The 12,296-nt window shown below is 64.8% G+C and carries 10 protein-coding genes; 5 read left to right on the plus strand and 5 right to left on the minus strand.

Annotation, left to right across the window (positions count from 1 at the left end):
• Window positions 1-431 precede the first annotated feature (431 nt).
• Window positions 432-953 carry a bifunctional 2-polyprenyl-6-hydroxyphenol methylase/3-demethylubiquinol 3-O-methyltransferase UbiG gene (locus FOC67_RS10790; RefSeq protein WP_019484668.1) on the plus strand — a complete coding sequence of 174 codons (522 nt, stop codon included), beginning with the start codon at window positions 432-434 and terminating at the stop codon, window positions 951-953.
• 234 nt (window positions 954-1,187) lie between these two features.
• Here the strand turns inward: FOC67_RS10790 and FOC67_RS10795 are convergent, their stop codons facing one another.
• Both FOC67_RS10795 and FOC67_RS10800 read right to left on the minus strand, forming a co-directional pair.
• Window positions 1,188-1,502, minus strand: coding sequence for an AzlD domain-containing protein (locus FOC67_RS10795; RefSeq protein ID WP_003088669.1), 315 nt, complete (start codon window positions 1,500-1,502; stop codon window positions 1,188-1,190).
• Window positions 1,487-2,197, minus strand: a complete 711-nt coding sequence (locus tag FOC67_RS10800; protein ID WP_009315631.1) for an AzlC family ABC transporter permease — start codon at window positions 2,195-2,197, stop codon at window positions 1,487-1,489. The genes FOC67_RS10795 and FOC67_RS10800 overlap by 16 nt, the downstream gene beginning before the upstream one ends.
• Window positions 2,198-2,749: 552 nt before the next feature.
• On the opposite strand from FOC67_RS10800, the gene FOC67_RS10805 reads away from it, so the two are divergent.
• The 4 genes from FOC67_RS10805 (at window position 2,750) to FOC67_RS10820 (ending at window position 8,393) form a co-directional block, all read left to right on the plus strand.
• Window positions 2,750-4,126 carry a glutamine synthetase family protein gene (locus tag FOC67_RS10805; RefSeq protein ID WP_003118546.1) on the plus strand — a complete coding sequence of 459 codons (1,377 nt, stop codon included), beginning with the start codon at window positions 2,750-2,752 and terminating at the stop codon, window positions 4,124-4,126.
• 156 nt (window positions 4,127-4,282) lie between these two features.
• Window positions 4,283-5,653 (plus strand): APC family permease, encoded by a 1,371-nt coding sequence (locus FOC67_RS10810; protein ID WP_009315636.1) that lies wholly within the window; start codon window positions 4,283-4,285, stop codon window positions 5,651-5,653.
• A 487-nt stretch (window positions 5,654-6,140) separates the two neighbouring features.
• Window positions 6,141-7,370 carry a serine/threonine transporter SstT gene (gene sstT, locus FOC67_RS10815; RefSeq protein WP_003088680.1) on the plus strand — a complete coding sequence of 410 codons (1,230 nt, stop codon included), beginning with the start codon at window positions 6,141-6,143 and terminating at the stop codon, window positions 7,368-7,370.
• Window positions 7,371-7,490: 120 nt separating this feature from the next.
• Complete coding sequence (locus FOC67_RS10820; RefSeq protein WP_009315638.1) at window positions 7,491-8,393, plus strand: RluA family pseudouridine synthase; 903 nt, start codon at window positions 7,491-7,493, stop codon at window positions 8,391-8,393.
• Window positions 8,394-8,550: 157 nt separating this feature from the next.
• Here the strand turns inward: FOC67_RS10820 and FOC67_RS10825 are convergent, their stop codons facing one another.
• The 3 genes from FOC67_RS10825 to FOC67_RS10835 form a co-directional block, all read right to left on the minus strand.
• Entirely contained in the window at window positions 8,551-10,425 is a 1,875-nt protein-coding gene (locus tag FOC67_RS10825; RefSeq protein ID WP_003088690.1) for a transglutaminase family protein, read from the minus strand.
• Window positions 10,426-10,599: 174 nt separating this feature from the next.
• A complete protein-coding gene (gene yidD / locus FOC67_RS10830; protein ID WP_009315641.1) occupies window positions 10,600-10,860 on the minus strand; it encodes a membrane protein insertion efficiency factor YidD in 261 nt (86 codons plus the stop codon).
• Between the two features lie 58 nt (window positions 10,861-10,918).
• A complete protein-coding gene (locus tag FOC67_RS10835) occupies window positions 10,919-12,274 on the minus strand; it encodes a hypothetical protein (RefSeq protein ID WP_009315643.1) in 1,356 nt (451 codons plus the stop codon).
• Window positions 12,275-12,296 lie beyond the last annotated feature (22 nt).

A 12,296-nucleotide genomic window follows, 5' to 3' on the forward strand; every position in this document is an offset into this window, starting at 1 on the left:
TTTGTTAGTTTTTCCTCGCGCCGTGCTGTTTGGCTGCTTCCTGAGGGGAAGATCTTTGCTGGGGCGCTGAGATAGAGGGCGAGTTGTTGTTTGGTTGTCGGCAAGTTTCGGCTTTTTATCTTTTAGTCCGATGGGCAAGGGTATCAATGAGCAGGGAGGTTTTTAGGGTGAAATTTTTATCCGGTTTCTGGGAACGCCGTCGTTCGAGTGGCACTCCTCTAGTGTGTATCGAAGAGCGTGGCAGTGGTGCAGGCGAATTCTCGTCGGTGTCCCGTAGGGTTGAAACTGCTCCTGACGTACGTAGCGTTGCGTCTGCAGATCCGGAGCAGTGGATACATTCCCAGGAGTACGAGCTTTCTTTCTGGAAGGATAAATGGCCCTATCGCCATCTGTCTGTCGAGGAACTACAAGAGGTCCGGCATAAGGATGCAATGTGGTTTCTTGGGAAGATGGGGTTCACGTACGGCTCCTCGCATTATCGCTACGAAGGTTTTGAAGGTAAGGTTTTGGAAGTAGGTAGTGGGCCGATCGGCTTTTTCGAGAAGGTCGAAGGCGTGACAGTGACTGCCCAGGACTCATTGATGGGGCTGTATGCAGAGAACCTTCCATTCTCGATTCTCGGGGAAAGAGGTTCTTCTTGTTATATAAGGGATGGTGTTGCCGATATAGAGAGTGCTTTCGATTTCGTCGTTTGCTCAAATGTGCTTGACCATACGGCCGACTGGATCCAGTTCCTGATTGACTGTGTGGGCAGGTTGAGGACGGGCGGTGAGCTACTGTTGGTGACTGACTCTCGCGGAGTTCCAGCAATCGGGCATACACAGATATTCAGCCATGATCAACTGGTTCGTGTCTTGGAGTTGCTGGGGGCAAAGCAGTTCAAGGTGAAAGCCGTCGAGCGGGAGGATGGCGTTCACTGTGACTATCGTCATTATTTTCGGGTGATTTTCTAAAGTGCTCCCCGTCAATTGCTTTGCCTGGGCGGGCGCCAGGTTTACGCGTGTTTATCCAGGCTAGATAGAAGGGAGCTGGTTGCTATCAGGTACTGCATCGATAGTAGCCTGGCTGTCAGCCGGATAGCGGCTGCTCCGGAGCATCTGGTGGGCCATATAGCCGCCCGCCGCGAGTTTGTATGAACCCTGCAAGGGGCTGCATGCAGAGGTCATGCCGTCAGCGACTGACATCGATCAAATCAGCCACCACTTGAACAGGAAGAAGAACGCCATGCCCAGCAGCATGCTCGCCAGGGTATTGCGGGTATAGAGCACCAGCGCCACGGTGACTGCGCCGCTGACCAGGTAGGGATTGTCGTAGCCGAGGTCGATGCGGCCCTCTGGCATGAACACGATCGGGCCGCAGATCGCCGTGAGCATGCCGGGCACGGCGAAACCGAGGAACTGCCGCAGGTTGCTGCCGAGGCGGATCGGCAGGCGCGGTTCGAGGAACAGGTAGCGGTTGAGGAAGACGATCGCGCCCATGCCGAAGATCACTGCCCAGACCATGGCGCCTCCCGATACAGCTTGTTGCAGACGAAACCGGCGGCCATCCCGGCGAGGCCGGCGAGGACCAGCGCCGAACTCCATTGCCAGTGGCTGAACAGCACCGAGCAGAACAGCGAGGTGGCCACGCAGACCAGCGTCGGTACGTTGCGCACCAGCGGCGCGACCAGCGCGATGAAGGTGGCGGCGATGGAGAAATCCAGGCCCAGGTGTTCGAGACCGGGAATGCTGCGGCCAAGCAGGATGCCGGCGAGGGTGAACAGGTTCCAGGCGATATAGAAGGTCAGGCCGACGCCGAGGGCGTACCAGCGGTTGAAGTTGCGCCGGTCGTGCTGGCTGGCGAGGGCGAAGAACTCGTCGGTGAGCAGGAAGCCCAGGCCGATCCGCCAGCGTCCCGGCAGAGGCGACAGGACCGGCCGCAAGCTCATGCCGTAGAGCAGGTGCTGCGAGGTCAGGAGGAGGGTGGTGAAGATGATCGAAAAGAACCCGGCACCGCCCTTGAGCATGCCGATCGCCACCAACTGGGCGGCGCCGGCGAAGACGATGGCGGACAGGCCCTGGCCCTCGGCCGGGGTGAGGTTGGCTTCGATGGCCATCGATCCCGCCAGCAGCCCCCAGGGCGCGACGGCCAGGGACAATGGGAGGATGGCGACGGCGCCGCGGAGAAAGGCTTGGCGGGGCAGGTCGTGGGCAGTCATGGGGCATGGCGGTGGTGAACGTCGGTCCAGCATGCCAGCAGGCGCATCGGGCTGGCTTGAACGATCTTGCTCTTCGTATCCGTTATCCACGCAGGCGAAAGCGGCCGGTGTCCTTCCTTATATAAGGAGGACGGGCAGGGCAGGCGGCGGACGAGCGAGGGCCGCTCGAGGGCGCTGCGAAGAATCGAGGGAGAAAAGAACCGGAGCGGAGCTAACGCGGATGCTGACCGATCTTGTGGCCGCGGAACTTGGCGCCGAGGGACGGCTGGTAGGACATGGAACACCCGGTTTATTGCTGTTGTAGGGTTGGCACAGCTTAGCCTTGTTCAATTTTTCGTACAACGGAGCCTGTAAAATATCTGCTGCACCAGGTTGAACACCTTGCCTGGCCTGGCTTTGGCCGCTTTCGCGATGCTCTGGAAGGCCCTGTCTACGGCCATTTCGCCGTCCGCGAGGGCGACGAGAGGGCTATTGACAACAAATTGGCTTTCCGATTGACTCTGGCTCCAGCCCCCGCATGATTGAAATTTTTAACAAAAAAGGTGTTGCATCATGTCGGTACCCCTGCGTGCCGTTCAGCTCACTGAGCCGAGCCTGTTCCTTCAGGAACATCCCGAGGTCCAGTTCGTCGACCTTCTGATTTCAGACATGAATGGCGTGGTTCGCGGCAAGCGAATCGAACGCAACAGTCTGCCCAAAGTCTTCGAAAAAGGTATCAACCTTCCCGCTTCCCTGTTCGCCCTCGATATCACCGGCTCCACCGTAGAGAGTACCGGCCTGGGTCTCGACATCGGCGACGCCGACCGGATCTGCTACCCGATCCCCGGCACCCTCTCCATGGAACCCTGGCAGAAGCGGCCGACCGCGCAACTGCTGATGACCATGCATGAGCTGGAAGGTGATCCCTTCTTCGCCGACCCCCGCGAAGTCCTGCGCCAGGTGGTGGCCAGGTTCACCGAGATGGAACTGACCATCGTCGCCGCCTTCGAGCTGGAGTTCTACCTGATCGACCAGGAGAACGTGAACGGCCGGCCGCAGCCGCCGCGCTCGCCGATCTCCGGCAAGCGTCCGCAGTCGGTGCAGGTGTACTCCATCGACGACCTCGACGAATACGTCGAGTGCCTCCAGGACATCATCGACGGCGCCCGCGCCCAGGGCATCCCGGCCGACGCCATCGTCGCCGAATCCGCACCGGCGCAGTTCGAGGTCAACCTGCATCACGTCGCCGACCCGATGAAGGCCTGCGACTATGCGGTTCTGCTCAAGCGCCTGATCAAGAACATCGCCTACGACCATGAGATGGACACCACCTTCATGGCCAAGCCCTATCCGGGCCAGGCCGGGAACGGACTGCACGTACACATCTCGCTGCTCGACAAGCACGGCAACAACATCTTCACCAGCGAGGATCCCGAGCAGAACGCCGCATTGCGCCATGCGATCGGCGGCGTGCTCGAGACCCTGCCGGCCTCCATGGCCTTCCTCTGCCCGAACGTCAACTCCTACCGCCGCTTCGGTTCGCAGTTCTACGTGCCGAACGCGCCGAGCTGGGGCCTGGACAACCGCACCGTGGCCCTGCGCGTGCCCACCGGCAGCCCGGACGCGGTACGCCTGGAACATCGCGTCGCCGGCGCCGACGCCAACCCCTACCTGCTGCTGGCCTCGGTGCTTGCCGGGGTGCACCACGGGCTGACCAACAAGGTCGAGCCGGGTGCCCCGATCGAAGGCAACTCCTACGAGCAGCTGGAGCCGAGCCTGCCGAACAACCTGCGCGACGCCCTGCGCGAACTGGACGACAGCGAGATCCTGGCGAAGTACATCGATCCGAAGTACATCGACATCTTCGTCGCCTGCAAGGAAAGCGAGCTGGAGGAGTTCGAGTACTCGATCTCCGACCTCGAGTACAACTGGTACCTGCACACCGTGTGAGCATGGGCGGGCGGCTCCGGTCCGGCGCCGCCCGCCCGTTCTTCCGTCGAGGTTCCCACCCTTGCTGATGGTAGACGGCGGCAAGCCTGCGGTTTCCGCCCGTCCGCCTTCCTTTGCTATGCATTAGAAAAAGAAGAAATCGAGGCAAGCATACCCATGTCGAATCCTCCCCCTACCGCAGAACGAACCCAGCTTCGCAAGTCCCTCAAGCTGTGGCAGATCGTCATGATCGGGTTGGCCTACCTGACCCCGATGACCGTCTTCGACACCTTCGGCATCGTTTCCGGGATTTCCCAGGGACACGTGCCCACCGCCTACCTGCTGGCCCTCGCCGGCGTGCTGTTCACCGCGATCAGCTACGGCAAGCTGGTCCGCCAGTTCCCCACCGCAGGCTCGGCCTATACCTACGCGCAACGGGCGATCAATCCCCATGTCGGCTTCATGGTCGGCTGGTCGTCGCTGCTGGACTACCTGTTCCTGCCGATGATCAACGCGCTGCTGGCGAAGATCTACCTGACCGCACTGTTCCCTGAGGTCGCCCCGTGGATCTGGGTGGTGATGTTCGTGCTGATCATGACCCTCATCAACATCAAGAGCGTGAACCTGGTCGCCAATTTCAACACCGTCTTCGTGCTGGTCCAGCTGGCGATCATCGTGGTCTTCATCGGCCTGGTGATCCATGGCCTGAACAACGGGGAGGGGACCGCCACGGTGCTCAGCACCCAGCCGTTCTTCTCCGAGCACGCGCATCTCTCGGCGATGGTGGCGGGGGCGACGATCCTCTGCTTTTCCTTCCTCGGTTTCGACGCGGTGACCACGCTGTCCGAGGAAACCCGCGACGCCGCCAAGGTGATCCCGCGGGCGATCTTCCTCACCGCGCTGTACGGCGGGGTGATCTTCATCACCGTGTCGTATTTCCTGCAGTCCTATTTCCCGACCAACGTACGCTTCAAGGAACCCGACGCGGCGCTGCCGGAAATCGCCCTGTACGTCGGCGGCAAGCTGTTCCAGTCGATCTTCCTCTGCGCCACCTTCATCAATACCCTGGCGTCTGGCCTGGCCTCCCAGGCCAGCGTGTCGCGCCTGCTGTACGTGATGGGGCGGGACAATGTGCTGCCGGAGCGGATCTTCGGCTTCGTCCATCCGAAATGGCGCACGCCGTCGATCAACGTGCTGATCGTGGGCATGGTGGCGCTCTCGGCGATCTCCTTCGACCTGGTGACCGCGACCGCGCTGATCAATTTCGGCGCCCTGGTGGCCTTCACCTTCGTCAATCTCTCGGTGATCGTGCATTTCTATGTGCGCGGCGGGCGCAACCGCAGCCTCAAGGAGCATTTCCACTACCTGGTCCTGCCGCTGCTCGGCGCGGCCATCGTCGCGGTGCTCTGGCTCAACCTGGAAAGCACCTCGCTGGTGATGGGACTGATCTGGGCCGGGCTGGGCTTCGGCTACCTGTTCTACCTGACCCGCAGCTTCAGCCGTCCGCCGCCGCGCTTCCAGGAGAGCGAACTGAGTCCGACCCAGTGAGGCGGGCGGTGAATGGATTCAGCGAAAAAGTGAAGGAAAAAGATTGGTAATCTTCACGAAATTTTCACGGTGACGGGTCAATCATGGACCCATGGCTAACGGACTAGCCCCCCATCTGAAGCCCGCCTCACGGCGGGCTTTGGCTATCTGCAGACAGCGAATTCCGCGTTTTCCCTCCTTTTCACAGGGGTTTCCGGCCTCCCGGCTGGCAATGCACCTGCGACGACATGTCCGAATCCAGACAGAATTGGACGCCCCCAAAAAGCGCAGACACGGCTAGAATCCACGCCGTCCCGATCCGGTTCGATGGCCGTGGCGGGGGAGCCTGGTATCCGCTGGTCGGTGTTTCCTGTGGTGCTGCGCGTCCTTCCCTAGACTACCCGGCTCGCTCGAACCATCCCTTCGCGGGGGCGGAACGGCACAGGGTCGTTCGGCATGGAAGCTGCCTGGGCCGGCCTTCGACACACCTATAAGAGTAGAAATCTGCATGACATACCCTGAACGTCCCCTGCTTCATCTGCTGACGCGTACCAGCCTGGTGGGCCAGATCATCGTCGGCCTGATCGCCGGCCTGCTGCTCGCCAGCTTCTTCCCGGCCGCCGCGCTCAAGGTCGGCTTCATCGGCAAGGTCTTCGTTTCCGCGCTGAAGGCCGTCGCGCCGGTACTGGTGTTCGTCCTGGTGATGGCATCCATCGCCAACCACAGGCAAGGCCAGCAGACCCATATCCGGCCGATCCTGCTGCTGTACCTGGTCGGCACCTTCAGCGCCGCGGTGGTGGCGGTGATCGCCAGCTTCGCCTTCCCCTCGAGCCTGGTGCTGGCCAGCCATCCGGGCGAGATGTCGCCTCCGGGCGGCATCGCCGAGGTGCTCCAGTCCCTGCTGCTGAGCGTGGTGGACAACCCGGTCAACGCCCTGATCTCGGCCAACTTCATCGGCATCCTGGCCTGGGCCATCGGCCTCGGCATCGCCTTCCGCCACGCCAGCGATACCACCCGCAACCTGCTCTCCGAGCTGTCCAACGGCGTCTCGCTGATCGTCAAGGTGGTGATCCGCTTCGCCCCGCTGGGCATCTTCGGCCTGGTCGCCTCGACCTTCGCCGAGTCCGGCGTCGAGGCCCTGAAAGGCTACGCCCACCTGCTGGTGGTGCTGCTCGGCTGCATGCTGTTCGTGGCCTTCGTGGTCAACCCGCTGATCGTGTTCCTGAAGATCCGCCGCAATCCCTATCCGCTGGTGCTGACCTGCCTGCGCGAAAGCGGCATGACCGCGTTCTTCACCCGCAGCTCGGCAGCCAATATCCCGGTCAACCTGCAGCTCTGCGAGCGCCTGGGCCTGCACGAAGACACCTATTCGGTATCGATCCCGCTGGGCGCGACCATCAACATGGCCGGCGCAGCGATCACCATCACCGTGCTGACCCTGGCAGCGGTGCATACCCTGGGCATCGCCGTGGACGTACCGACCGCGATCCTGCTCAGCGTGGTGGCGTCGGTCTGCGCCTGCGGCGCATCCGGCGTGGCCGGCGGCTCGCTGCTGTTGATCCCGCTGGCCTGCAGCCTGTTCGGGATTCCCAGCGAGGTGGCGATGCAGGTGGTAGCGGTAGGCTTCATCATCGCGATTCTCCAGGACTCTGCGGAGACGGCGCTGAACTCCTCGACCGACGTGCTGTTCACCGCCGCCGCCTGCCTGGCGGAGGAGCGCAAGGCGAGCGCCGCCTGATTCGATCCCTGGATCACGGAAGAAACCGCCCTCGGGCGGTTTCTTCGTTTCGCTCCGGCGCGCTTTGACCTGTGCGCCGCGCTGCGGCCTAATGGTCGCCCGTCCTTCCCGAGTTGCCGCATGTCGTCTCCTTCCTTGCCCGACGCCAGTCTCCGCGCCAGCACCCTGCATCTGCCGGCCGGCCCCTGGAGCACCGTGCTCGATTGTCTCTGCGCGCGTTTCCCGGCCATCGACCGCGACACCTGGCTGGCGCGCATGCAGCGGGGCCGGGTGCTGGACGCCGAGGGGCGTGCGCTGGGCCCGCAGGCGGCGTATCGCGAAGGCCTGCGTGTGCACTACTTCCGCGAGTTGCCGGCGGAGGCGCCGATCCCTTTCGAGGCGCGCATCCTGTACCGCGACGAGCATCTGCTGGTGGCGGACAAGCCGCACTTCCTGCCGGTGATGCCGGCCGGCGGCTATGTCGAGCAGACGCTCCTGGCGCGGCTGGCCCGCAGCACCGGCAATCGTGACCTGGTGCCGCTGCATCGGATCGACCGGCATACCGCCGGGCTGGTGCTGTTCTCGACCAATCCCGGCAGCCGCGGGCGCTACCAGGCGCTGTTCCGCGAGCGGCGCATCGACAAGTACTACGAAGCGATCGCTCCGGCCTTGTCGCGACTGGACTTCCCGTTGCTGCGCAGGACCCGCCTGGTGCCCGGCGAGCCGTTCTTCCGCATGCGCGAAGGCGAGGGCGAGCCGAACAGCGAGACGCGCATCGAGGTCGCCGAGCGCAACGGCCGCTGGTGGCGCTACCGGCTGTATCCGGTGACCGGCAAGAAGCACCAGCTGCGCGTGCACCTCGCGGCACTCGGCGCGGGTATCCAGAACGACGGGTTCTATCCCGAGCTGCTGGACGCCGAGGACAGCCCCGACGATTACCGGCGGCCGCTCAAGCTGCTGGCCAGGGGGCTGCGCTTCGACGACCCGCTGAGCGGGGAGAGGCGTACGTTCGAATCCGGGCTGCGGCTCGATTGGCAGGTGTAGGCGACAGGCTCGCCAGCGGAATGCTGGCGTACGTCGCCGACCCGGAGCGCATGGCGCGTTTCTATGAGCAGGCGCTCGGCCTGGAGGGCTGCGCGGGCGAGTAGAAGAATCGCCCGCTGTGCGGCTGGACGCGCCCGCCGGAGCGGGCGCGCGTCGCTCAGGGACGCTTGTCCAGCTTGACCACCAGGCGCAGTTGCTCGACGCAACCGCGGCTCTGCTCGATCAGCTTGCCGAACTCGGCGCTGTTGATCTCGTCGTGGTTGAGCCAACTGGTCTTCTGCACTTCCCGGTAGCGATAGTGGTAGCCGCCGTCCTTGGCCGGTTCGGCCTGCAGGTCGATGTCGAACCAGGGGCTGCGGATCTCGCAACTGTGCGCCGGCTCGTCGGTCTTGCCGCCGGACAGGCTGATGTCGTAGGAGGTGATCTGCGGTTCGCCCAGGTACAGCTCGGCCAACTGGCCTTCGCTGCGGTACTTGGCGAAGGCATCCCACTGGCTGGCCAGGTCCTGGCGGTTGTAGAAATACTCTCCGCCGAGCCGGTCGAGGGCGCGGCGGTCGGTAAGCCTGGCACTGATCGTATAGCTGGGCGGCAGCACGAACTGGCTGTCGTCGCGCTCCAGCACGCAGTCGCTGCCTTCCTTGGCGAAGTTGCGGCACAGGTCCTGGTCGGTGCTGGTGCGGCCGCGCTGGCGATCGGCGACGCTGAGCTGCATCAGCGGCGCATTGGACAGCTCCACGCGCGACTCGACCCGGGCTTCGCCGTCATGGGTGTAATGCTCGCTGCGGGTCACGCGCAGGGTGTCGCCGGGCGCTTCCAGGGGAATCTCGTCGCGCCGCACCTTGCCGTCGGCGCCCAGCACCAGCGCCCAGCGCTGCTGGATGTCGGGCATGGTGCGGCCGGGGGCGAACACCGGGTTGGTCGGGTCCAGCCACCAGGTTTTGCCGTCCACCTCGGCGCGGACGATGGCATGGTTCGGCGCGTACATGCCGGGCACCAGCAGGTCCCAGACCACGTCGCCGCGGCTGACCAGGGTCGGTTCGGCCTTGATCCCGGCGGCCTTGAGCATGGCGGCGAGGAGGATCGCCAGGTCCTTGCAGTCGCCGTAGCCATTGCGCTCGATCTCCGCCAGGGAGAAAGGCACGTAGCCGCGCTCGCTGGCGCGCCAGTCGCCCAGGTAGCGGTAGGTGTCGTTGATGTACTGCATCAGGCCGGCGACCTGCTCGCGGGCCGGCTTGCCCTTCACCGCGGCGACGGCCGCCGCGGCGCCCTTGGGCAGCTCCGCGGCGAGGATCTCGTTGTAGCGCGCGGCGAACGGGCCGAAGTTGTCCTGCAGGTCCAGCGAACTGCCCAGCTCCAGGCGCGGGGTATGGCGCAGGTAGGCGTTGCCGGCTTCGTTGATGTAGTTGGTGTATTGCGGCTTTTTCAGGCTGACCTTGAGGGTCTTCTTGTCGGCGCTCTGTTCGATGCGATAGGCGTCCATCAGCTCGCTGCGCACGAAGATCGGCCGCTCGGCCTTGAACTCGGCGACGAAGCGGTCGTCGCGCACCGGCATCGGCGGGCGGCTGAGGATGTAGTGGAACTGGGTGCTCAGCGGCTTGGCGGTGAAGTGCTCGCGCAGGGTGTAGCTGATGCGGGTGCCGACGCGCAGGTTGGGGAACGCCAGGGAGGTCTGGCGTTCGCGCAGGAAGCCCTGGTCCGGGTTCGGCGCGGTGCGCGTATCGATCTGCGACTGGTCCAGTGGCACCGGCTTGCCGCCGGGCTGGGTCAGCTCGGCCTTCTCCACGATCAGGCTATCGGTCTCCGCGTAGCTGCGATCGATGCGCGAGAGCATCTCGCGGCCGCTCGGCTTGAGGATGGTGAAGCTGTAGGTGCTCACGCAATCGGTGCTGTTGTCGGCGTTGAACTGGCAGCGGAACTCGGTTTCGCCGGCCAGCGGCGCCTCGGCGATCGGTTGCAGCGCGGCGAGGGCCGGGGTGGCGGCGCAGAAGACGCTGGCGGCGAGAAAGGAAGGGGAGAAGGGATGACGGGGCATCGGAGCCTCAGGATGAAACGTTTGAGCGGAACTCCCCGGCGTAGCCGGGCGCAAGGGGGCGCCGGGCGATAGCCGGGGAGATGGACCCTGAATGATAGATTTTATCAATTCCGCATGTCGACCGGCGGGTCCGGTTATGTGCGGGATGTCGCCGTTGCGATCTTTTCGCCGGCTTCATTCGCCGGGCTTCGCCGTTCTGTGGCAGGCGCACACCTGTTCCTGGCGCTCCGGAACCGGGTCGTAACCGCCCGGGTGCCAGGGGTGGCAGCGCAGCAGCCGGCGCGCGCCGAGGTAGCCGCCTCGCAGCGCGCCATGTACGCGGATGGCTTCCAGGGTGTAGTGCGAGCAACTGGGGTAGAAGCGGCAGCGGGGACCGATCAGCGGGCTGATTGCGTACTGGTAGAAGCGGATCAGCCCGATCAGCAGGAACTTCATGGCGAGCCCTCGGCGGGGTTGCGGCGGCGAGCGGGCATTGTAGCGCCGTTGTCGGTCCTCAAGGAGCATTCTCCACCGCGCAATAGAGGGTCCGCCCGTCGACGAGGCTGCGAGCAGTCGCCAGGCGGCCGCGCAGGCCGGGTTCTTCCGGCGCCAGCGTGCCCTCGCGCCAAGCGCCTCCGCGCAATGGAATCAGTGCCGAACGGCCGTAGCCCGGGCAGTACGCCTCGGCGTCGCCCTCCAGGTAGTCGACGCCGTCCAGGGTCAGCTCGCCGACATTCCAGCGCGCGCCGAGGTAGGCCTGGCGGAACGGCCCGTCGGCAAGAACGTAGAAGCCCCCGCGCACCTTGCTGGCCGCCGTGGCGAAGCCGATGGTGCGGCGCGGTTGCGGGATCACCAGCAGCGGTCGCCGTGGGTCGGCGAAGGCCTCCTGCAACTCGACCAGGCGCTGGCGGGTGGCGCCCATCTCGCGCCGGTAGCGCTCGCCGCGCGCCCGCGCGTCTTCGGGGAGTTCGCTCCAGGCCGGAGGCTGGTCGCGCAGCAGGTAGTCCAGCGGCCAGGTGCCGGCCATCGCGGCTTCCTTCCAGTCCGCGTCGTCGTCGCGCAGGTCCAGCAGCACTCCGGCCAGCGCGCCGATCTCGTAGGCTTCGCTGTCGACGCCGACGCCGATCTCGTTGGCATCGTAGAAGGCCAGCGCGTACTCCCGCAGCGCCTGCCGATAGCGTTGCGGATCCTCGGCGAAATCGCTGCGGTAGCGCGCGGCGGCGGCCATCTCGATGTAGCGCGCGGTGCCTTCGCTGAGATCGACCTGCGCCGCCAGCCGGCTTTCCTCGGGAGCCGCTTCGCGCCAGCGGCGCAGCCAGCCCTGGGCGTCGCTCAGGTAGCTGTCGCGCTGCCCGGGCGTGCGCAGGGCCTGGAGCAGCGACTGGAACAGGGCATAGCGGTATTCCCGCGGGCGCGGGTCGAGCGTGGCCAGGTCGCCGCGATAGCCGCCGGGCTTGCGCAGGCCCGGCCAGTCTTCCTGGGCGTAGCGATGGAAGGCTTCGTGCGGGCCGATGGCGGCCAGCGTCTCGCTATTGCCGGTATTGCTCCGCAGGTGCGCGGCGCTGATCTGCAGCAGCACCGCCGGACGGCCCCGGTAATGCGGAAAGGCATAGCTCAGGTCGAGAGCCGGGTCGCTGTCGCCAGCCGCGGTGGTGCGCTGCGCGCGGCCTTCGGCATCGGCGACCCAGGTACTGCGGCCATCGCTGTAGAGGAAGGCCTTGTCGGCCATCCGCCAGCCGGGCCAGAGTCGTTCGCTGTGCTGGCCGATGGCATGGACATAGGCCAGGTAGCGGCGGGCGAACGACTCGCTGTCCGTCGCCGCGGCGGGAAGGGACAGGGCAAGCAGGAGCAGGGGCAGGGCTCGGGTCATGGCGGGTACGGTTGCGCAAGGT

The sequence above is a fragment of the Pseudomonas sp. FDAARGOS_761 genome, from assembly GCF_013343155.1.
GTDB classification, from domain to species: domain Bacteria; phylum Pseudomonadota; class Gammaproteobacteria; order Pseudomonadales; family Pseudomonadaceae; genus Pseudomonas; species Pseudomonas aeruginosa.